The following is a 20,939-nucleotide window of genomic DNA, read 5'->3' on the forward strand; positions in this document are numbered from 1 at the left end:
ATGCTTTGTCGGCATGGCCTACCCGGGCTCCGATATCCTGTCGGACAGGAACAACCTGCAGGGAGGGCTTCTTGTCCGGCTTTGATTCGACGACGACCACCGCCGCCGAGCCGGTGCTATCGGATGGTGCGCCACTACGAATATCGTTGCGTGAGATTGATATTCGTGCACTCGAGGCGATCGTCGCCCCGATCCGGGCGTGGACCAGCCCGGTATTCCACGGATTCGACAACATTCCGGCCGGCGGCCCGGTGCTGCTGGTGGGCAATCACAACTTCCTGGGCATCGACACCCCCGTGCTGTGGCCCGAGCTGGCCCGCCGGACCGGCCGTGCGCTGCGCGGGCTGGCGGAGAACGTGCTGATCACGGTGCCGGGCGTGCGGCACGCGCTGCACGGCATCGGATGCGTGCGGGGCAGCCGCGGGAACTGCCGCACCCTGCTCGAACAGGGCGAGATGGTGCTGGTCTTCCCCGGCGGCGGCCGCGAGGCCGTGCGCCGCAAGGGCGAGAAGTACGTGCTGAAGTGGGAGGGACGCACCGGATTCGCCCGGATGGCGATCGAAACCGGTGCGCCCATCGTCCCGCTGGCCATGATCGGCGCCGACGACGCGTACGACATCATCTTCGACGGCGACGAGCTGCCCATGCGGCCGCTGCGGATGCTCGTGGAGGCGCTCGGGCTGCGCGGCAACCTCACCCCGCCGCTGGTGCGTGGCCTCGGGCCGACGCTGCTGCCCAAGCCCGAACGGTTCTATTACGCGGCGGGCACGCCGATCGAGACGACGCCGTGGGCCGATGCCACGGACCTGGACGCGGCCGCCGCCGAGCTGCAGGAGGTGGTGCGCAAGGCCCTCGAGGAGGAGCTGAAGTTCCTGTTCGCCGAGCGGGAACGCGATCGCGGGCGGACCCTGTGGGGCCGGGCGCGCCAGGCGATCGGGCTGTAGTCAGGTTTACCAGGGTTCAGGACGCCATCGTCGTCGGCATCGCCCTGTGCAACGCAGTTGGAACCCCTTTTCTGGGGTTCGAAGTGAACGACGATTCGACTTCCGGGTACGGTAGGGCTGCAGGCGACGTTGCCGATGTGGTCACCTAGGAGGTTGGCGTGGAGCGCACCCTTTTCGAACCCGAACACGAGCTGTTCCGGGAGTCGTTCCGAAAGTTTCTCGAGCAGCATGTGGCCCCGCATCACGAGCAGTGGGAGCACGAGGGCATCGTCGACCGGGCCGTCTGGCTGGAGGCGGGCAAGCAGGGGTTCCTGGGCATGGCCGTGCCCGAGGAGTTCGGCGGCGGCGGTGTGAAGGATTTCCGCTACAACGCCATCCTCACCGAGGAGACGGTCCGCGGACAGTATTCGGGCCTGGGTTTCAGCCTGCACAACGATGTGATCGCCCCCTATCTGCTGGATCTGGCGAACGAGGAGCAGAAGCGGCGCTGGCTGCCCGGATTCTGCACCGGTGAGATCATCACCGCCATCGCGATGACCGAGCCCGGCACCGGCTCGGATCTGCAGGGCATCAAGACCCGCGCGGTGAAGGACGGCGACGACTGGATCCTCAACGGCGCCAAGACATTCATTACCAACGGCATCAATTCCGACATCGTCATCGTGGTCGCCCAGACCGATCCCGAGAAGGGCGCGACGGGATTCTCGCTGCTGGTGGTCGAGCGGGGCATGCCCGGCTTCGAGCGCGGCCGCAACCTCGACAAGATCGGCCTCAAGGCCCAGGACACCGCCGAGCTGAGCTTCACCGACGTGCGCGTGCCGGGCAAGAACCTGCTGGGCACCGAGGGCCAGGGCTTCATTCACCTGATGCAGAACCTGCCGCAGGAGCGCCTGTCCATCGCCGTCATGGCCGCCGCCGCCATGGAGGCCAGCGTGGACATGACCGTACGGTACGTGCGCGACCGTAAGGCATTCGGCAAACCCATTGGCGCCCAGCAGAACACCCGCTTCGTGCTGGCCGAACTCGCCACCAAGACCACCGCGGTGCGCGTATTCGTCGACCGCTGCATCGAACTGCTGAACCAGGGGAAGCTGACCGTCGAGGAGGCGGCCATGGCCAAGTGGTGGAGCACCGAGGAGGAGCTCGACCTCATCAACAGGTGCCTGCAGCTGCACGGCGGGTACGGCTACATGCGCGAGTACCCGATTGCCAAGGCGTACATGGATGCTCGCGTGCAGACCATCTACGGCGGCACGACCGAGATCATGAAGGAGATCATCGGGCGTTCGCTGAAACTGGCCTGATAGGGGGCTGTTTTCACCGTCAGGAGAAGGCTGTGGTCCCGGTTCAGATCTGAAACTGCACCGTTTTCCGGGTGGTACCCCGTTGAGGTATCACCCGCTGGGCGGGTGAAGACACCATCGATCGCATCCCGTGTATGGGTCTCCTGGTCCGGCCACAAATGTCGATGACGCCGATGTGCTGCTCGAGTTCTACAACTATCCGGCCGAGCACTGGATCCACCTGCGCACCACGAACCCCATCGAATCCACTTTCGCCACGGCACGTTTGAGAACGAAAGTCACCAAGGGGCCCGGCTCGCGTGCCGCTGGGCTGGCGATGGCATTCAAACTGATCGAGGCCGCTCAGCACCGGTGGCGATCGGTCAACGCACCACACCTGGTCGCTCTCGTGCGCGCCGGAGCCTGTTTCGAGCGCGGCCTCCTCGTCGAACGTCCCGAACGGGCTGCGTGATGACAAATCCTGACCCTCGCAAAGCCCCCTGAACGCCCAGCTCCAGATCGACCACATCCACTCCTGTGACGCAGCAGCAGTAGTCGTGGTGCGGTGCATCCACGGACCCGCCCGTCTCGGTGCCCGATTCCACCGCATCAAGGACGCGCCCGCACCGATCGACCTGGAACTGACACAAATCCTCGTCTACGGGCGCCCCGTCGACGATCATCGCTTGTGATCATCGCTTGTTCGGCCTTCCCAGGAGGGCTTCCGAGGCGGTGAGCCGCACGAGTATTGCGAGGATCGACGTGGCTCCTGTGGCCAGGCGGTACGCGGCCTCAGTCCCGCAACATCCGGTTCAGACCAGTGAGTAGGACACTGAGCGGCAAATTCTCTCGGTTTCCGCGTTCGGTGGCGGTGACCCTGACGCCCCGTCCGACGAAACCGCTACGCCCCCGGCAACCACAGCCGGTGACTACGCGCAACTCCGCCCCGAATATCGGGTACGCGAATACCTGTTCTTGCCAGTCCGGAACCCCTGCCAGTTGCTCACAGGTTGCTGCATAATGGTGAGGTTTTGGTAAGGATGCGATCGGCCCAGCGAGTTCATCCCACTCAACCGACTTTTCGGGGATCTCACATGGCACAAGACGCCGATGTGAAACGCGATAGCGCTCGGGCGACACAGACGACCCCGGGCGGGTATGTCCCTGCCATGGACTCGTGAGGATGGGTGGTCGCGGATGAGCGAAGCGCCAGGGCCACCAACCGATGTCGAGGTGTTCGCGGGGAGGTTGCCGGGTCGACCGTGGCAGTGGCGGCGGCGGTCCAGTCATCAGTTCGAACTCACATGTCTACGGATGGAGCGCGGTGTGTGGTACCTACTGTTCAAGTACGTCGTCATCGGGCCGGTGCTGTGGGTGATCGGGCGACCGAGGATTACCGGAATGCACCATATTCCGAAGTCCGGACCGGTGATTCTGGCGAGCAATCACAAAGCAGTGGCAGATTCGTTCTTCCTGGCACTGATGATCCGGCGGCGGATGACGTTCGTGGCGAAGGCGGAGTACTTCACCGGGACCGGGCTCAAGGGTTGGCTGATGCGATGGTTCTTTACCGCGGTAGGCCAGGTGCCGATCGATCGCAATGACGCGGACGCGGCGGCGGGAGCACTGCGGACAGCAGAGCGGATTCTTCGCGAGGGCGGAATCTGGGGGATTTATCCGGAAGGTACCCGGTCACCGGACGGGCGACTGTACAAAGGCAAAACCGGGGTCATGCGGGTTGCGTTGACAACCGGAGCGCCGGTCCTGCCGGTGGTGATGACCGGGACCGAGCAGGTGAACCCGCGTGGGTCGCGACGACTGCGGTTCGGACGGGTCGGCATCACGGTCGGTGCGCCACTGGATCTGGCTCGGTTCGCGGAGCTGGCGCAGGATCAGCGTGTGGTGCGCGCGGCCACGGATCAACTGATGGCCGAACTGCACCGTGCGTCCGGGCAGGAGTACGTGGACGAGTACGCACGCCGTGACAACCCTGCGTAGGTGTAGTCGCTGACCGCACAGTGTTCCCAGCCGGTCGGTCGAGATCGTGATCTATTGCAGCGGTGTCTCTAATTCCCCTCCCCTGGCATAGTAAGGGGTCGGGACAGGCAGGGGCCGGTATTAGCGTGAATGCCAGCCGGGCGCGATGTTCCTTGCGCGCTGGGCCCCCTCCGGAATCTATCTGCGATACGGACGGTGGCTGCCTGATCGACCTTCCCAGCTGCTGGTGATCTCCAGACGACGCTTCCGATTTCCCTAGCCCTGCACGATCAGCTCCCGTTCTACGGCGAGGTCAAGCTCAACAGGCGCCAGTGTCGCATCGCAAGCGCCCAGGACAAGTCCCGTGGAGCTGCCGCTTCAAGCAATACCCACGTCAGCTCCACCTTCGTCGCGCACGACGAGTCGTGCGTGACAACTCATGCCGGGGGCGAAACCCTCATCCGCCGATTGACTCCTGTCGGCCGCTTCAGCTCCCGCTCCTAGGTTCCAGCTTCTTCGGCAGGGGCCTCGGTCGGCGCTGCTGCCTCTCCGGCCGCAGACTGTTCACCCTCCGTCGCGCCAGTCTCCTCAGCCGCAGGGGCCTCGGCCGGCGCTGCTGCCTCCTCGGCCGCAGACTGTTCACCCTCCGTCGCGCCAGTCTCCTCAGCCGCGGGAGGCTCTTGCTCGATGTCGCTCATGTGTTCACCTCCTTTCTCCGGTCGTTTTATCGCGCTTATCATATCCCCGCTCACCAGCACGAATAGGTGCCCTACAGCCATCAGAGTCAACTGTCCAGCGACACAGCGGCTTGACACCCTCGAAGTCCCCGGACTCACCGGGGTGGCTCACTACTGCAACCAGCACTGGCCGCGATCGATGGCCCCAGCCGACTCGAACAAGTCGCCGCCGCCAGCCACCACCCCACCCTCGCCAGCGCCGCAGAGAACCTCGGCATCCACGCCGACGTTCTCCGACGCCGAATCCGCGAACTCGAACTCGACCTGGGCGGCGAACTCCTCAACCGCGCCCACGCACAACGACCCATGACACTCACACCACTCGGACAAGCCGTCCTCGACGCGCTCGACCAGACCAGCCGAATCCGCAGCGAGACAACCCGATGCCGCGCATTGCGGGCTGACCCGAAATGCGACTGATGGAGTCGGTGTGTTCGAGTGGCTCAGCAGATCGAGTCTTAGCTCGGGAAAAATTCAGTGGCAGCCGCCCCGGCCGACCACCACGATGGCTACATGACGCCACAACCGGGCACCGGCATCGAGACGTTCATCGAGGCAAATCGGCAGAACTGGAACGATCGAACCCAGTTGCACGCGCGATCGGCGTTCTACGATCTCGACGGCTTTCTCGCCGGCAGAAGCAGCATCGGCACCCACGAACACGCCGAAGTCGGGCCGGTCCACGGAAAGCGACTGCTGCACATGCAATGCCACTTCGGCATGGACACCCTGAGCTGGGCACGACTGGGAGCGACGGTGACCGGCGTCGACATCGCCGACGAAGCCATCACCCTCGCACAATCACTTGCCCGCCAACTGGATCTACCAGCCCGGTTCCTGCGAACCAACATCTACGACCTACCCCAGGTCCTCGACGAATCCTTCGACGTCGTCTACGCGACCCACGGAGTGCTGTGCTGGATCCCCGACATCACCCAATGGGCCCAGATCGCAGCACGACACCTCGACTCCGGCGGCGTGTTCTACCTCGCCGACGGACATCCACTCACCGGAATCCTCCGCGACGACCAGCCCGAACTCGACACCGGAATCAGCTACTTCCACCGCCAGGAACCGTTCCGATTCGAACAGCACGGCTCCTACACCGGAGACACCGACACCTTGCACCACCCCGTCTGCTACGAGTGGCAGCACTCCCTCAGCGACATCATCACCGCAACCGTCACCGCCGGACTACACATCGACTTCGTGCACGAGTTCGACTGGGCAACATACCAGCGGCTACCCCAGATGCAACAAGGACCCGACGGCCGCTGGCGGCTCCCGGGAAACCCTCTCCCACTGACCTTCTCGATCCGGGCAACCAAACCCTGAACCCCACCACCACACAAGAAATGCCATCGAACTGAGACAAACAGCGATGGCCACGGCGTGAGACAAACCCAAAACAACCAGGTCAACCGGCTGGCAGATGCCACGAATTTTGAGACCCTCCATTGCACTGTTTGGTGCGCAAACTAAGACCGTGTCTCATGTCGCCGATTTCGCCTTTACGAGCTTCTTGTAGCAGGTGAGTGTGGCGGCAAGTGTGAGGAAGGCCAGGAAGTGCGTTGCTTTGCGGTCGTATCGGATGTTGAGCCGGTGGTATCCGGTCAGCCAGGAGATTGTCCGCTCGATCACCCATCGGTGCTGGCCGAGGCGTTCGCCGGACTCGATGCCCTTGCGGGCGATGCGGACTCCGATTCCCCGGACGCGAACCCATCGGCGCAGCTCAGCGACATCGTATGCCTTGTCCGCGTGCAGCTTGCCCGGTCTGCGGCGACGCGGCCCGCGTCGCGACCGCACCGCCGGGATCGCCTGCACGAGCGGTTTCAGCGCTTGGGCATCGTTGGTATTTGCTGCCGAAATCCCTACGGCCAGGGGGATTCCCGCACGATCGGACAGCACGTGGATCTTCGAACCGGACTTGCCGCGGTCGACCGGGCTCGGCCCGGTCATAGATCCCCTTTTTTCGCTCGTACCGACGCCGCGTCGATCACCGCACGCGACCAGTCGATCAAGCCCTGGCTTCCCAGCTCATCCAGCACCGCGCGGTGTAATCGCCGCCAGAGACCGGCCGCGGTCCACACACTGAATCGGCGATGTGCCGTAGGCACGGTGACACCGAACGACGGCGGCAGCATCCGCCACGCGCAATCACTGGTCAGCACGAACACCACCGCGGTGAACACCGCCCGCTCATCGACCGGTGCGGTACCACCACCCTGCGGGCGCGGAGTGAACTCCGGCAGCAGCGGCTCGGCCAGAGCCCACAACTCGTCCGGGACAAGGCGTTTGGATAACTCATCAACCACAAGTCGAACATCATGCGGCACAACCGATCCCGACACGCCGCAAACGAATCACATCCACGTAAGACACGGTCTAAAGCAGCCGTGAATGCGGTTTTCCTCATTGTAATTTCCTTCTTCTCATCGGGATTCACATCGTTGTGACGCGACGAAGTAACCGGGGCATGAAGCAGTACCCGGGCGGTGAATGGTCTTCTGGGAGTAGGTGTTAGGCGGTGAGCGCGGTGAGCCAGCGGTGGGTGGTCGTCACTTCGACGCCTCGGGCTGGAAACAGCCGGGTGGTGAGAACTTCGTGTAGCTCGGGGTCCTGGTCTGCGCAGGCATCGGCAAGGACTGTGACCGCGTAGTCCAGATCACTGGCGGCGTAGACGGTCGCCGTGACCACCGCCGAGGTGGCGACCCCGCAGATCACAGTGCGCTCGATACGGTTGCTGCGCAACACCAGATCCAGGTCGGTGGCCGCGAATGCATTGGTGCGGCGTTTGAGAACAACGATGTCCGAGGGGTCGATGTCGAGGTCCCCATCGATGTGGGTGTCACTGCTGTTCTCGTGAAAGGTCGTGCCCAGTGCATGAAACTGCTGGAACAGCAGGTTGTTCGGGTGCACATCGGCTGCGTTGGACCGCAGACCGGCCCGGACGTAGACGATCTTGACCCCGGCTCGGCGCGCTGCCGGGACGGCGGTGGCAAGAACCGGGATGACCGGCCGGGCGAAGGGGAAGTCCCGGGTGATTCCGGTCTGGACGTCGCAGACGAGAAGTGCTGTCGTGCAGTGTTGTTCAGTCATCATGCGCCGACCTCGTGCGTTGCCGTCGTCCGGGCAGCGGTCTCGGCCCTGCGACCGACGGTCAACAGGATGGCCAGGCCGCCGGCCATGACGGCCGCGATCATCAGTAGTGCGTAGGTGTAGCTCCCAGTGGCAGTTTTGATTGCGCCGGTGACATAGGGGCCGACGAATCCGCTGAGATTGCTGACCGAGTTGATCAGGCCGATACCCGCAGCGGCCGCCGCGCCGGTGAGTGTGACCGGTGGGATGCGCCAGAACTGCGCCATCGCAACATAGATTCCGGAAACGCTGGCACACACGGCCAGGATGAACAGTGGACCGCTGTGGGTCATGGTGGCGGCAAGTAGTCCGAGTGCGCCGATCGCTATCGGTACCGCGGTGGAGAACACGGCAGTTCGGTGACGCGCGACGGGCGACCAGGCGAGCATGACGACGATCGCGACCGCGGAGGGGATCGCGGCGAGGAGCACGCTGGAGATGCCCGAACCAACGGCCTGGGTGAAGCTGCTGATCATCGCGGGCAGGAAGAACGCCAAGGGATAGAGACCGAAGACGACGGCGAAGAAGGCCATGGCCAGCGCCCACACTCGCCCGCTGGTCAATGCCTCGGTCATCCCGCTCAATGCTCCACGGTCCTGGTGGTTTTCAGCTTCCTCGGCGAGGATCGCGCTGATGTGGTCCCGTTCGAACTCGGTCAGCCACGTGGCGTCTTGTGGGCGATTCGGCAGCAGCAGCAGAACAACGATGCCGATCCCGACGGTCACCAGACCTTCGACCACGAACAGTGAGCGCCACCCGGCGATTCCCAATACAGCTCGGCCCCATTGAAGCAGGACGGCTGCGATGGGTGCGCCGATAACACCTGAGAGTGGGATTGTCAGAAAGAATGCTGACATCGCCCAGGAGCGTTGCTTGTTCGGGAACCACTGGGTCAAGTAAAGCAGGATACCGGCGGCCAGACCTGCTTCGGCGAATCCGAGGGCTATTCGCGCCGAGTACAACTGTCCGGGTGAATGAACCGCGCCCGTGAGAGCGGTGACCATGCCCCACGTGATAACGATCCTGCTGATCCATAACCTGGCCCCGAATTTGCGCAGCATCATGTTGCTCGGTACTTCCACCAGGACGTATCCGATGAAAAACAGGCCCGCGGCGAGTCCGAGCTGTGTGGATGACAGGCCGAGGTCCGACGACATCGGTTTGGCGATGTAGCCCAGATTCGCCCGATCGATGTAGCTGATGATGTATGCGACACCGACGAGCGGAAGGATACGAAGTGCTACCTTGCGCCACAAGCGCTTTCGTGCCCTGTCGTCGAGAACCGAGCCCCCGGGGATATCGGTGTTCACGATAATGCTTCTTTCGGGTGGGTTATTGCTCGGACGTGCTGCTCACGGGCGACGCGGGTTTCGGCGCTATTGATTGCGGTGCATGACGAATCGAGGGCTACTCCGTAATCGCGGAGAGCACCCGCAACGGTGACTTTGCCGTCGAGGACGTCGTCGAGGACACGTTGTGGATCGCGCTCGAATGGGTCGCCATAACCACCGCCGCCCGCGGTTACCTGTCGGTGGCGTGATCCCGCAGTTACGGTGAGGTGCGGTTTTGCGGGCAGCAACTGTTCGGTAGCGGCACCGGGGTCGAGGATGTTCGCAGACGGAGCGCCCTCTTGGCCGCCGCCCAGGCCGTAGGCACGCGAGGTTCGACGATCTGAACGGATCTGCACTGTGGCTCCGTCGTGCAGGACGGTCATGTCCCGGAAGGTGGACAACCCCCCTCGGTAGGTGCCGGGGCCGCCGGTGTCGGGCAGGTAGCCGTAACCGTCGATTCGCACATGTCCCGACTGTTCGAGCTCCTCGACGGGAGTATTGGCGAGATTGGCTCCCAGTGGGCTGATTCCGTCGTTGCCGTCCCCGGTGGGGGTGGCGCCCCATGATCCGCAAAGGATGTCCCACAGCACGACGGATGTTCCCTGGGATTCGGTCACGCCGACGGCGACGGAGTTCGGGCCGCCGTCGCCGGCCGCCGGAACTCGATCGGGGAACGCGGGAGCCAGTGCCCCCAGCACCGTGTCGATAATCCGGTATGCGACAAGGCCACGAGCGCCGCGAGCAGCTGGTCGCCGGCCGCTGAGGATCGAACCAGCGGGGATCTCGAAGCTGAACGGTCGATAGAAGCCACTGTTGGCGGGGATGTCCGCGCCGAGTACACCTTGCACAGAGGCGTAGCACGCCGAGCGGGTGAACGAGGCGGTGGCGTTGAGCGCCGACGGCACCTGGTTGGACGAGCCGGCGAAGTCGAAATCGATGGTGCTGCCCGCTATGGTGGCACGGACTCGGAAGGGGATCGGTCCGCTTCCCAGGCCGTCGTCGTCGATCTGGTCGTCGAAGGTGTAAACGCCGTCCGGTGCCTCGGTGAGCGCATGCCGCACGAGAGCTTCGGAATAGTCGAGCAATTCGTCGGTGAGCCGCTCGAAATCGGTGCGCCCGTGCTTGTCTGCCAAAGCGCGCAGGCCGGCGTTTCCGGCGTAGCAGGCGGCGAGTTGGGATTGCAGGTCGCCGCGCAGCATGTCGGGCTCTCGCACATTGCGCAAGATGAGCTCGAAGAAGGCGCTGTTGGTGACTCCCGCGTCGGTGAGGCGAGATGGCGGGATCTGGATGCCCTCACCAAAGATCGAGGTCGATTGCACCGCCATCGAGCCTGCCGCCCACCCACCGACATCGGTGTGGTTGACCACGGTCACCGAGAACCCGAGCAGTTGATCGTCGTGGTAGGTCGGGGCTATGACAAAGATGTCGGGCAGGTGCATTCCGCCCAGATCAGGGTCGTTCAGGATATAGACGTCACCGTCGTGGATCGAATCACCGAAGGCGGACAACACTGCGTCCATCGCCTCCGGGATGGAGCCGAGATGGACCGGGCACGTATTGGCCTGGGCGATGATGCGTCCCTTGCTGTCGCAGACCGCCGCCGAGAAGTCCATGCTCGACGCCACGATTTGAGAATGAGCGGTCCGCAGGATAGTGATCGCCATTTCGTCGGCAAGGCCCGAGACCGCATTGCGGAACACCTCGAAGGTAGCGGGGTCCTGAATGATGTTGGAACTCATGCCTCTACCTCGCTGTTCCACTCGATGATGATGTTGTTGTAGATGTCCAGCCGCGCGGTGGCTCCCGGCGGTACAAGGGTGGTCGAGTCCATGTCCTCCACTACCAGTGGTCCAGGTCTGCCAACGGTGGTCAGTTGACCTCGCGAGATGACCGGAGTGTCGATGGCGGTACCGAACTGGCATCGCCGCGTGGCCGAGGCCGCCCTGTGCTCAGCGGGCAGTGCCAGCAGTTCGTCGATACCAACCGGATTCGGAACGAATCCGCGCACCCGCACGTTGACGATCTCAACGAGATCATCGGTCCCTGCACGTCCGTAGGTCTTGCGATGTTCGGCATGGAACAGCGCATAGGTCTGTGCGAGCAGGGCGGCATCGACTGTTCCGGAAGGCAGTGGAATTCGTAGTGCGAACCGCTGACCGCGGTATCGCATGTCGACGATGCGCTCGATCCGCACCTCCTCCGCGGCACCGAGGTGACCGAGCACCGTCTCGGTGAGCCGCTCGAACTCGGCACCGATAGCAGCAGGATCCAGCATCTCCGTGGGATTGGAACTGACCACCTGATATTCGCTATCTGCTACCAGCAGACCAAGACTGCTGAACAGGCCGGTATGGACAGGCACGATGACGGTGGCGATACCGAGCTCACGCGCCAGTGCCGCGCCGTAGAGCGGACCTGCCCCGCCGAAAGCGATGAGTGTCGCCTCACGCGGATCTCGACCGCGCTCACTGGTGACTGCCTTCACGGCTTTGGTCATGTTCGACACAGCAACTTGATATGCGCCCAAAGCCGCCGACTCGGTGTCGGTGTCGATCACGTCGGCGATGGTGTGCAGGACCTTGTCGGCCAGTTCAGCGTGGATTCGGACCCTGCCGCCGGCAATGACGTCGGGATTGATATAGCCGAGCACGACATTGGCGTCGGTCAGTGTTGGGCGGTTGCCGCCATGGCCGTAGCAGGCCGGCCCAGGCCGGGATCCGGCACTGGTGGGACCTACATGTAGCGCGCCGGCAGCATCGACGCCGATCACGCTGCCACCACCCGCGCCCACTTCGGCGATATCGATGGAGGAAACCCGCACGGCGTATCCCGCGCCCTTGCTCATACTCCGGGTGATGTTCATTCCGCCACCGACCTCATAGTCGCTGGCAACGAACGGCTGTCCATTCTCGATGAGCGAGGCCTTGGCGGTCGTGCCACCCATGTCGAACGCGACGACGTTGTCGAGTTCGAGAAGCTGTGCCAGTTTCTGTACCGCGATTACACCGGCTGCAGGACCTGATTCGATGATGTTCACCGGTCGCTCGATCACGGACGGGGCATCCAGCAGTCCACCCGAGGATTGCATGATCGAGAACGGGGCGTCGATGCCGCGTCCCCGGATGCCGCGGTCGAGCTCGGTGACGTAATCGGCGACTACCGGGCCGATATAGGAATTCACGATTGCGGTGCTGGTTCGCTCGTACTCTCCGGGCTCGGGAGAGATGTCCACCGACGCGGTGATGTAGGCGTGCGGCAGGAGTTCTCGTAGCCGACGCGCCACCTCTCGCTCTTCATCGGGGCGGACGTGAGAATTGATCAGGCAGACCGCTACGGCTTCGATGTTGTCGGTGGCCATTCGGTCGGCCAGGGCAACCAGTTCGCGGTCGTCCACCGGTCGGCCGACCTGCCCGTCCGCGTGGATACGCTGGTCGAGTTCGTACCTGTAGCGGCGGCGTGCCAGCGGGGTCGGCTTCTTCCACGACAGGTCGTACAGCAGCGGACGACGCAGCCGACCCAGCTCGAGTACGTCGCGGAACCCTTTCGTGGTCACCAGCGCGGTGCGCGCGCCATCCATCTCCAGGATCGCGTTGGTCGCCACCGTTGTCGCGTGCAGTAGGGCTGCGACCTGGCCGGCTTCGATGTCGGCCTCGGTGAGCGCGGTGGTCACACCCGTGATGACACCGTTTTCGAAATCCGGTGGTGTCGAGAGCACCTTCATCGGCACGACCCGGGCATCTGGTCCCAGTGCTATCACGTCGGTGAAGGTGCCGCCGATGTCGGCGCCGATGCGCCATAGCCCTGGATGTCCGACCGAGTCCTGCCGGGGTGTATCTGACGGGGTCATCGATCTCCCTGATTCGTTGTTCCGATCCGATGTCGCAGCAGCGCGGGTGCACGGCATGAGTACGGCGTAGCCGATGTGTCACCCGTCGGAGTGTCCTGCGTCACTCGACTATAGGGGGGTTGAAAGATATCAACAAGATGCAATTGATATCTTTCAACCCCCTTCGGGTACGTCTCTGGGAGGGCGGTAGTATCAGTACAAGTCGTCGAACGGGGGCTCAGTGCGGTATCAACCAGCGATCCTGCAGCAGAAAGATGCTGAGGGCACGATGATGGATCGGGCCTACAGGCGACTCAAGCGCGAGATCATCGAGATGCAGCGACCACCCGGCCAGCACTTCACGGAACAGGATGTCGCCGCAGTTCTCGGGCTCAGCAAGACCCCGGTCCGCGAGGCGCTCGCGCGGCTGCATCGCGACGGACTCGTCACTCCTCAACCGCGGGCAGGTTATGTCGTTTCGACGATCACTCTGGGTGATGCGGCCGACCTGTGCGACATGCGGACTCTCCTCCAGAGCGAAGCAGCAGCGCTAACGGCCCGACGGGGACTGCTCGACCGGGAACGCGCACGCCTCGAAGAGCTTTGCGTCGACGAAGAATATGGCCAGCTCGCGGGACCTCATTTGGACGAGCGCCTACGGCAGAACTATGAGTTCGAGGCGATAGTCGCCAACGGGAGCGGCAATCAGCGCCTCGCCGCGAGCATTGTGAGCGTGTTCGACGAGATCGAGCGGATCGTTCGCCTGGCAGTGACGCTGTCGCCCACCATGCCACCGGGTCGCACCGAGCAGCGAAGAGCGATCCTCGACGCAATCGTTGCCCGCGACCCGGTAGCCGCCCGCGATGCGATGCAACGTCGGACGCAGGCAGCACGCCGAGAGATCATCGATGCCCTGACTCGCAGCCACTCGGTGACCTCGACGCCGATATCGCTTCCCGATATCGGCGTCGACGGCTGACATCAAACCCGCGTCAGCGGGTTGGATACCACTGATCCGATACGCCGCCCGAGTTCCTCGACATCCGGCCGCGCGGCGCCATACAACAGTCGAACGTGATCGGCCGGCCCCTTGAATCCTTGGCCGGACAGTGCCGGGATGCCCGCATCCAGCAGCAGTTCTTCCAGATCGCTGCCATGCCTGCCCGTCACCGCGAGATCCGCTAAGACAAAGACCCCTGCTGCCGGTCTTACCGCGGGAACACTCGCCTCTGCCAGACAGGTCATGAGTATGTCTCGACGCTCTCGCATCGTTGCGAACTCTCCGTCCAGCCAGTCCGATGGCCCGGTGAGGGCAGCGACGGCGGCGGCTTGCGGCACGTCGCCGACGTTGATTACATCGCACTCGAGCGCGGTGTGGATCTTGGCTATCAGGCGCTTGCTCGAGTGGACGTAGCCGACACGCCAGTTCGTGAAGGCATAGTTCTTGCTCAGACTGGTCACCGTGACCAGCCGATCCGATATTCCGCTGAAGGACATCAACGGCACGTAGCCAGGACCGTCGTGGACGTAGCGTTCATACGACTCATCGGAGAACACGATGAGTCCGTGGCTCTCGGCCAGGGTGACGATGTCGCGAAGACACTCTCGGGTCGGTACGTCACCGGTGGGATTGTTCGGATTACAGAGCAAGATCGCGCGCGTTCGCGCCGAAATCGCCGCCGCGATGGCGTTCACATCGATGCGCCACCCGTCGCGGGCAGTGGTGTGTATGTAGCGCGGAGTGCCACCTGCGAGCCGGACCAGGCCGTCGAAGAAGTAGGTGGGCGCTGGAACGAGCACCTCGTCACCTGGCGCTATCAATGCTCGCAACGCGATACTCATGCCGTGCTGAGCGCCATGAGTGATCAGCAAGCCGGAATCGGGGCGAACCGTGATCCCGATATCCTCGGTCAGCTTCTCGGCTATCACCTGCCTCAACTCCGGCATCCCCCGGCTGATCCGTGGACCGGGATGTTCGGCTGTCCACCGCGCCGCATCCAGAACGTGGGGAGGCATCGGCAGAATCGGGACACCTTGCACCGGCACGAAGGACCGGCCTTCGCGAACCTTGGCGTCGACACGCTCGGATAGCACTAGCGCTGGCAATCTCTCCAGCATCGAATCACCTCTAGTATCTTTCATTGGTGGAGTTAAGATACTAACCGTCGGCCGGAGATTCGGCACGCCGTTCCGGTGCCGTCACCGTCGAAGGACTGGTGGCCGACTACTCGGCTGGGAACCGTAGAGCCCGCAACAAGCGCTCGTTGCCACCGCTCGAAGCTGTTCGAGCAGAGGCTGTTGAACCTAGCGATCCGAACGTGGCAGTCCAGAATTGCCGGGTGGCGCAACCCCCCTCAGCCGTCACTGGGTCCAAGGCTGGTCCGAAACCACCGCGCCCGCCTGCACTCTCGCCTCGTATGGGCCGCAGCTCGAACAGCTCGACGCCGAAATGGGCCCACACCGGCGCATCGAAATGCCCCATCGCAAATGACCGGAGCAGGGTTGCCGCCGGCGCCGCGCAGCGGCCGAGCGCTCACCTGCGCGTGCACACCGCCACGACGGCTGCGTGCCTCGGACCGATCCATCGCCGGCGGCCCGATCCGGGCGCCAATCGCATCTCCACCGCCTCCGCGCGCATAATGCCGGCTCCGCTGCCCAGGTATGGCCTACAGCGGGTTGCGTGGAACACAGGTGAAGGTGACCGAGATCAGCACGAAGGCGCTGACCGACCATTTCAAAGCGGCCGTCTCCAGTTGGGGGTTGACCACGAACGTCTAGCAATGGCGCATCGGCGGCTAACCACTGGAACACTCGCTAGCTGTGCTGTCTCGAGGATCCTGCCATGCCGATTCCGGGATGTCTGCCCGCAGTAATCCATTGCTGTACTTGGTTGCTGGAGTGTATCTAAGCTTCTACCCGTAGCTCAGTCAATGGGAGGAGGGTGTGATGGCGGAGAGACCGCAGGTAAACGACGCCATTGAACTTAGTAGCAGCGCGTTTGCCGACCGTGCGTTGATTCCCGAGCACTTCGCTCTCGACGGGGGTAACGCGTCACCGCCGCTGACGTGGGAGCGCGTCCCCGCCGGCACTGCGGAGCTGGAGCTGGTCTGCGAGGATCCGGACGCACCGCGGGGCACGTTCGTGCACTGGGTCGTCTCCGGAATCCCGCCCACCACGACCGGCATCGGCGAGAACGGCCTGCCTGTTGGGGCGACGGCGGGCCGGAACGACTTTGGGCGGTCCGGCTGGGCTGGGCCGCGGCCGCCGAAGGGTGACCGCGCACACCGCTATGTCTTCACGCTCTTCGCCGCCGACCAGCCGCTCGGGCTGAAGGCGGGCGCGACCGCGCGCGATCTCCTGGCGGCGTTGCGCGGCCACGAGCTGGCCAGCGGCACCCTCGTCGGGCGGTTCGCGCGCTAGCCCGAGGCTTTCATGCGGGGCGGCGTGCCGTGAACGGAGAATGGTGCTCTGAGCCTGACCTGAACGGTCTTGACCGAGGCGCCATTCCGAATGAGCGCCGGCGCGTAGAAGTGACGCAGATCGTGCCACGTGAAGTAGTCGGGCACTTTCGCCTGCTTGGCGACCGCGCGAAAGCGGTCACCCATCCCGTCGGCGCACCACGGATTGTGGTCCCGTCATGGGGGACCGGTCAAGGCAGGCCGTCCGCACGCGAGGGGCGTTATTCCATCGGTCCGACATCCTCGGCATTCCCGCTCGTAGTTGGACCGACATCGTCGATCGTCCGCGTCAGGCGCGACGCCACTTCGCTATCGTCGTGAACCGACAAGGCCTGGTTGACGATCAGCCAATCTGGTATGTCGTCACCGCGGGCGTACTTGCGAAAACAGTTGTAGATCGCGTAGTAGGCGAACTCGACCGGGTCGGGGAAGGCCAGATCGTCGTCTTGCAGTGCGGTGATGGGCTCGAGGTACCTGCTGCCGATATCCGCGAGATCCACACCGGCATGAGCGGAGCGAAGGGCATCGGCCGGAAGCTCGACATCCACGTGGTGCCACATCCCGACAACCGAGTCGCGGTAGCGAAGCGGGGCGCGCTCGCCCTGGACGTAACCGATCCAGGTCGGCAGGGCATCCTCGCACAGCGATAGGTGCACCTGTCGTCGGCGATCAGCTCTCAGTTGGAAGAACAGTTGCCTCGGCGTCATGAGTGATTCTAGCGAAACGTCACGACAACGCTTCGTTGTTCCCAGCGGCGCGAATGTTGTTGTTGGATCGACCGGTTGGGTCAATGGTAAGTAAGAACCTCATGAGCTCGACACTTTCCGTCTCTACGCTGCCCGCTCGTGAAGAACTGGACCGACGGCTTGCCGCGCTCCCCATCGGCTACCACGACCTGCATCCCGATGCGAGTGTCAACTACCAGATGAACCGCTTCTACAGCTGGGTCGGTGGCCCCACCATGCTGTCGGAGATGCGCGAGGCCGTTGCCGACGTGGACGACTACCCGACCTTCGCCCGCATCTTCCTGGGCTTGGGCGAGAAGGCCCTGTCTGCGGGCGAAAACCTGAAGGGGGCCGCCTACATTCGGATCGCCGAGTTCTTTCTGCCCACCGGCGACGCTCGGAAGCTGCCTACTCGTGACCGGTTCATCCGGACCGTGCTCGACCACTACCGGGTGCCTGCCGAGAGCCACGGCCGCATCCCGTTCCAGCAGGGCTGGCTGTCGGCCTACCGATTCACCCCGGCCGAGTCGCTCGGCACCATCGTGGTGTTCGGCGGGTTCGACTCCTATCGAGGAGTGGCTGGCGGCCGGCTTGGCCCTACGTGATGCGGGCTACGACGTCGTGCTGTTCGAGGGTCCGGGCCAGGGCGCGACGCTCGAGGAGGCCCACGTGCCGTTCCAGGCCGACTGGCAGACGCCGGTCGCGGCCGTGCTGGACTTCTACGATCTCGACGACGTCACTTTGATGGGCTTCTCGATGGGCGGCGGGCTGGTCCTGCGCGCCGCCGCGCACGAACCGCGCGTTCGCCGCACCGTCAGCTACGGCGTGATGACCTCGTTCCTGGATGTCAACCTGCACATCTTCCCGGAATCGGTTCGCGCGCAGCTGCTCTCGTGGCTCGACAACGGTGACGCCGCCGAACTCGACGACTTCATGAGCAAGGCCGCCGCGCAGAGCCTGCTGCTGGAATGGGCGATCGAGCAGGGCAAGCACACCACCGCCACCGACACCACATTCGAGATGTTCCAGACCTACCGCGACTACGAGACAGCATCGGTCTCGGCGCTGGTGACCCAGGATGTGCTGCTGTTGCACGGCAACGAGGACCACTACATCCCGAACCAGCACTTCGTCGACCAGGTCGCGCTGCTCACCGCCACCAGCTCGCTCACCGCCCGCGTCTTCACCCGCCATGAGCAGGCCCAAAATCACTGCCAGGTAGGCAATTTCGGGCTCGCCCTGCGCACCATCATCGACTGGCTCGACAGCCTGCGCCGACGCGACGACGCACTGGCAGCGTCCTGAGCAGGGTTCGATCCCGCCTCCACGAGCACCCGCTACCCCGCCGGTAGCTCGCATAAGGCGCGAGAGGAGACGGTAGCCGTGATGCCGGTGATGGGAGCGTGAGCCACTGGTCACCGGCGGCGGCCGTCGCCGCGTGGTTCCTGCTGTGAGGCTGGAAGTGGAGGCCTCCGCCCCCGAAAATTCCTGAGGGCGTATCGAACTGCTTCTCAGAGTTCAGGCGACAGTGAGAATGAGCACGACTGACGTCGCGATCGAGAGCGCCAGGAAGATCATGGCGCCCAGCATGTTCCGGTCGCCGCTGCGGATGTGGGCCCCGATCGCGCCGGTGAAGTAGAGCGCCAGCCCGATCGCGGCGGCGATCGCGAAGGGCGGGAACCAGATTCCCCAGAGGAGGCCGACCGTCGCCGCGATCTGCAGGCTCCCGAGGACGGTGAGTTGGGAGGTGGTGAGGTGGACCGCTTCCGCAAATTGGCGTATCCACGCGGGGCGGACGAACTTCATCGCCCCGGACTGGAGCATTGCTACGGCGAGTAGGACGGACAAGATCAGAGCTGCGATGTGCATAACGGCTAACCTAGGAATCCGATAGGTACCTTTTGGTAACCTTCGGACCGTGAGTGCCCCTACCGAAATCATGTTCATGTCGGACTGTCCCGCGCGCACTGCACTCGAGGTCATCGCGAACAAGTGGTCCGTAGTCACCCTCTACGCGCTCAAAGATGGCCCCATGCGGCACAGTGAACTTGTTGCCCTGTCCGGCGGGATCTCGCGGAAGGTGCTGACCCAGACCCTGCGCCGCCTGCAGAGCAACGGCCTCATCGATCGACAGCGGTATGCCGAAGTGCCCCCACGAGTGGAATACAGCCTGACCCCGCTCGGCCGGACGCTCCAGGAGCCGATAGCGATGCTGACGGAGTGGGCGCAAGCGCACGGGGAAGCACTCGTCGACTTTCAGGAATCAGCGGCCGCGAACCAGACGTACTAGGTTACGGCAGCTCAATTGCATTCAAAACCACTGCGGCACAATTAGTTCCATCAGAGTCAGCTTCCGCGACGCTGACCTGCCGGTCTACACGTCACTGCGGGCCCTAGCCACGCAGCGATTCGATGGCGAGCCGCAGCCTCGCGTCCGCCGGTCCGGTCGGTGGCAGCGGCAGCACGATGCCCTCGGCCAGTCCGTCGTAGCGCTCGCGGACGAGTTCGGGCAGGGTGTCGTAGTCGGCGCGCTCGCGTTCGCGCCGCACCGCGGTCTCGTCGCCGCCGGTGGCGATAGGGGCGGCCACGACGATGCCGGGCGGGGTCCGTGAGCCCCGGTCGGCGCCCTCCCGCAGCGCCGGGCGGACCACCTCGGCCAGGTAGCCCGGATCGGAGTTGGTGGAGTGGGTGATCACGCCGTCGGCGAATTGGCCCGCGAGACGGCACATTCCGGCATTGACCGCACCGAGGAAGACCGGTGGGGCGGCGGTGTCGCCGGGTCCGGGGTTGAAATAGGGCTGCAGCCGGGTCAGCCGGTAGTTCTCGCCCTCGTGATGCACCGGTCCGCCGGTGGCGAAGGCGGCGAACAACTCTCGCAGCGCGGCCACGTAATCGCCCATGCGGGTGACCGGTTCGGTCCACGGCATGCCGAAACGGTCCTCGATGTTCTGCTTGATCTGGGTGCCCAGGCCCAGTTCGAAACGGCCGCGGGAGAACGTCGCGAGGTCCCAGGCGTTGTAGGCCACCAGCGTCGGGCTGCGGACGAAGGCGAGGGTGATCGCGGTGCGCAGGGTGATCCGGGTGGTGTGCTCGGCGGCCAGCAGGGCGACCGCGAAGGAGTCGTGGATCGTCTCGGGGACGTGGAGCCCGTCGTATCCCAGCTCCTCGACTCGGCGGGCGGTGCCCGGCACCTGCGTGAGCGGCAGGCGCGGATCCAGGGCGGCAAAGACTTTCAATCGAGCGTCTTCCTCGGCGTCGGTGGGTGGTCAGTGCTGACGGTAGCGGCGAACGCGCGGCAGCTGCTCCGGGAGGCGGTGCGGCACGGCATCTCGAGCGCGCCCTGACCCAGTGGCCCGAGCAGGACCTGGAAACCCCTGCCACCCTGCTGGGGCGGTTCCTCGAAGACACCTCGCACACCGCACTCGTCGAGGACTGACGCCGCGTCGGAGCCCGGTACGCCGATGCCGGCGAGTGGTAATTCTACTCAACTAGTGGAATACTCACTCCGGATGACCTGTGG

Annotated in this window: 20 protein-coding genes and 2 pseudogenes; 12 read left to right on the plus strand and 10 right to left on the minus strand. The window is 64.1% G+C overall.

The window, feature by feature from the left end:
- Positions 1-71: 71 nt before the first annotated feature.
- The 6 genes and pseudogenes from ABH933_RS03925 (at position 72) to ABH933_RS03950 (ending at position 6,276) form a co-directional block, all read left to right on the plus strand.
- Complete coding sequence (locus ABH933_RS03925; RefSeq protein ID WP_429415301.1) at positions 72-944, plus strand: lysophospholipid acyltransferase family protein; 873 nt, start codon at positions 72-74, stop codon at positions 942-944.
- A 158-nt stretch (positions 945-1,102) separates the two neighbouring features.
- Positions 1,103-2,248 (plus strand): acyl-CoA dehydrogenase family protein, encoded by a 1,146-nt coding sequence (locus tag ABH933_RS03930; RefSeq protein ID WP_429415304.1) that lies wholly within the window; start codon positions 1,103-1,105, stop codon positions 2,246-2,248.
- Between the two features lie 157 nt (positions 2,249-2,405).
- Positions 2,406-2,699: pseudogene (locus ABH933_RS03935) on the plus strand (IS256 family transposase); the annotation flags it as partial.
- A gap of 854 nt (positions 2,700-3,553) precedes the next feature.
- Entirely contained in the window at positions 3,554-4,225 is a 672-nt protein-coding gene (locus ABH933_RS03940) for a lysophospholipid acyltransferase family protein (RefSeq protein ID WP_429415306.1), read from the plus strand.
- Between the two features lie 851 nt (positions 4,226-5,076).
- A complete protein-coding gene (locus ABH933_RS03945; RefSeq protein ID WP_429415794.1) occupies positions 5,077-5,361 on the plus strand; it encodes a LysR family transcriptional regulator in 285 nt (94 codons plus the stop codon).
- Between the two features lie 93 nt (positions 5,362-5,454).
- The gene (locus tag ABH933_RS03950) at positions 5,455-6,276 is read left to right on the plus strand and encodes a class I SAM-dependent methyltransferase (RefSeq protein WP_429415309.1); all 822 of its coding nucleotides are present in this window, start codon (positions 5,455-5,457) and stop codon (positions 6,274-6,276) included.
- A gap of 156 nt (positions 6,277-6,432) precedes the next feature.
- On the opposite strand, the gene ABH933_RS03955 is transcribed toward ABH933_RS03950, so the two are convergent.
- The 5 genes from ABH933_RS03955 to ABH933_RS03975 form a co-directional block, all read right to left on the minus strand.
- Positions 6,433-7,256, minus strand: a protein-coding gene (locus ABH933_RS03955) for an IS5 family transposase (RefSeq protein ID WP_429415312.1) whose coding sequence is annotated in 2 segments (ribosomal slippage) — positions 6,433-6,897 and positions 6,900-7,256 — 822 coding nt in all. Because the reading frame shifts where the segments join, the coding sequence is not laid out codon by codon here.
- A gap of 205 nt (positions 7,257-7,461) precedes the next feature.
- A complete protein-coding gene (locus ABH933_RS03960; protein WP_429415315.1) occupies positions 7,462-8,043 on the minus strand; it encodes a cysteine hydrolase family protein in 582 nt (193 codons plus the stop codon).
- On the minus strand, positions 8,040-9,389 hold the full coding sequence (locus ABH933_RS03965; protein ID WP_429415318.1) for an MFS transporter: 1,350 nt from the start codon (positions 9,387-9,389) through the stop codon (positions 8,040-8,042). Before ABH933_RS03965 ends, ABH933_RS03960 begins: the two co-directional genes overlap by 4 nt.
- Positions 9,386-11,149, minus strand: a complete 1,764-nt coding sequence (locus ABH933_RS03970; RefSeq protein WP_429415321.1) for a hydantoinase B/oxoprolinase family protein — start codon at positions 11,147-11,149, stop codon at positions 9,386-9,388. Before ABH933_RS03970 ends, ABH933_RS03965 begins: the two co-directional genes overlap by 4 nt.
- Positions 11,146-13,257: a hydantoinase/oxoprolinase family protein gene (locus ABH933_RS03975; RefSeq protein WP_429415324.1), complete on the minus strand. Its 2,112-nt coding sequence runs from the start codon at positions 13,255-13,257 to the stop codon at positions 11,146-11,148. Before ABH933_RS03975 ends, ABH933_RS03970 begins: the two co-directional genes overlap by 4 nt.
- 220 nt (positions 13,258-13,477) lie before the next feature.
- Between ABH933_RS03975 and ABH933_RS03980 the strand changes: the two genes are divergently transcribed.
- Entirely contained in the window at positions 13,478-14,215 is a 738-nt protein-coding gene (locus ABH933_RS03980; protein WP_429415327.1) for a GntR family transcriptional regulator, read from the plus strand.
- A 2-nt stretch (positions 14,216-14,217) separates the two neighbouring features.
- Here ABH933_RS03980 and ABH933_RS03985 read toward each other — a convergent pair whose 3' ends face one another.
- Positions 14,218-15,354 (minus strand): pyridoxal phosphate-dependent aminotransferase, encoded by a 1,137-nt coding sequence (locus ABH933_RS03985; protein ID WP_429415330.1) that lies wholly within the window; start codon positions 15,352-15,354, stop codon positions 14,218-14,220.
- Between the two features lie 828 nt (positions 15,355-16,182).
- On the opposite strand from ABH933_RS03985, the gene ABH933_RS03990 reads away from it, so the two are divergent.
- Entirely contained in the window at positions 16,183-16,656 is a 474-nt protein-coding gene (locus tag ABH933_RS03990) for a YbhB/YbcL family Raf kinase inhibitor-like protein (RefSeq protein ID WP_429415333.1), read from the plus strand.
- Here ABH933_RS03990 and ABH933_RS03995 read toward each other — a convergent pair.
- Positions 16,653-16,853 (minus strand): annotated as a pseudogene (locus ABH933_RS03995) (tyrosine-type recombinase/integrase); the annotation flags it as partial. The gene ABH933_RS03990 and the pseudogene ABH933_RS03995 sit on opposite strands and share 4 nt — an antisense overlap.
- Before the next feature lie 62 nt (positions 16,854-16,915).
- Positions 16,916-17,485 (minus strand): hypothetical protein, encoded by a 570-nt coding sequence (locus ABH933_RS04000; protein WP_429415336.1) that lies wholly within the window; start codon positions 17,483-17,485, stop codon positions 16,916-16,918.
- Positions 17,486-17,502: 17 nt separating this feature from the next.
- Here ABH933_RS04000 and ABH933_RS04005 point away from each other — a divergent pair, with 17 nt between their 5' ends.
- Both ABH933_RS04005 and ABH933_RS04010 read left to right on the plus strand, forming a co-directional pair.
- Complete coding sequence (locus ABH933_RS04005; protein ID WP_429415339.1) at positions 17,503-18,024, plus strand: hypothetical protein; 522 nt, start codon at positions 17,503-17,505, stop codon at positions 18,022-18,024.
- Positions 18,011-18,724, plus strand: coding sequence for an alpha/beta fold hydrolase (locus ABH933_RS04010; RefSeq protein ID WP_429415342.1), 714 nt, complete (start codon positions 18,011-18,013; stop codon positions 18,722-18,724). The genes ABH933_RS04005 and ABH933_RS04010 overlap by 14 nt, the downstream gene beginning before the upstream one ends.
- A 213-nt stretch (positions 18,725-18,937) precedes the next feature.
- On the opposite strand, the gene ABH933_RS04015 is transcribed toward ABH933_RS04010, so the two are convergent.
- Entirely contained in the window at positions 18,938-19,288 is a 351-nt protein-coding gene (locus ABH933_RS04015) for a DoxX family protein (protein WP_429415345.1), read from the minus strand.
- A gap of 49 nt (positions 19,289-19,337) precedes the next feature.
- On the opposite strand from ABH933_RS04015, the gene ABH933_RS04020 reads away from it, so the two are divergent.
- On the plus strand, positions 19,338-19,709 hold the full coding sequence (locus tag ABH933_RS04020; protein WP_308166736.1) for a winged helix-turn-helix transcriptional regulator: 372 nt from the start codon (positions 19,338-19,340) through the stop codon (positions 19,707-19,709).
- Positions 19,710-19,812: 103 nt separating this feature from the next.
- On the opposite strand, the gene ABH933_RS04025 is transcribed toward ABH933_RS04020, so the two are convergent.
- Positions 19,813-20,655, minus strand: coding sequence for an LLM class flavin-dependent oxidoreductase (locus tag ABH933_RS04025; RefSeq protein WP_429415349.1), 843 nt, complete (start codon positions 20,653-20,655; stop codon positions 19,813-19,815).
- Positions 20,656-20,681: 26 nt separating this feature from the next.
- Here ABH933_RS04025 and ABH933_RS04030 point away from each other — a divergent pair, with 26 nt between their 5' ends.
- Positions 20,682-20,855, plus strand: a complete 174-nt coding sequence (locus ABH933_RS04030) for a hypothetical protein (RefSeq protein WP_429415352.1) — start codon at positions 20,682-20,684, stop codon at positions 20,853-20,855.
- Positions 20,856-20,939: the final 84 nt, after the last annotated feature.

Source organism: Nocardia sp. GP40 (genome assembly GCF_050434125.1).
Lineage (GTDB): Bacteria > Actinomycetota > Actinomycetes > Mycobacteriales > Mycobacteriaceae > Nocardia > Nocardia albiluteola.

Coding starts and splice junctions, on each gene's coding strand:
- ABH933_RS03950 (WP_429415309.1), top strand. CDS start 5,455: ATGACGCCACAACCGGGCACCGGCATCGAGACGTTCATCGAGGCAAAT.
- ABH933_RS03960 (WP_429415315.1), bottom strand. CDS start 8,043: ATGATGACTGAACAACACTGCACGACAGCACTTCTCGTCTGCGACGTC.
- ABH933_RS03970 (WP_429415321.1), bottom strand. CDS start 11,149: ATGAGTTCCAACATCATTCAGGACCCCGCTACCTTCGAGGTGTTCCGC.
- ABH933_RS03975 (WP_429415324.1), bottom strand. CDS start 13,257: ATGACCCCGTCAGATACACCCCGGCAGGACTCGGTCGGACATCCAGGG.
- ABH933_RS03985 (WP_429415330.1), bottom strand. CDS start 15,354: ATGCTGGAGAGATTGCCAGCGCTAGTGCTATCCGAGCGTGTCGACGCC.
- ABH933_RS03990 (WP_429415333.1), top strand. CDS start 16,183: ATGGCGGAGAGACCGCAGGTAAACGACGCCATTGAACTTAGTAGCAGC.
- ABH933_RS04005 (WP_429415339.1), top strand. CDS start 17,503: ATGAGCTCGACACTTTCCGTCTCTACGCTGCCCGCTCGTGAAGAACTG.
- ABH933_RS04015 (WP_429415345.1), bottom strand. CDS start 19,288: ATGCACATCGCAGCTCTGATCTTGTCCGTCCTACTCGCCGTAGCAATG.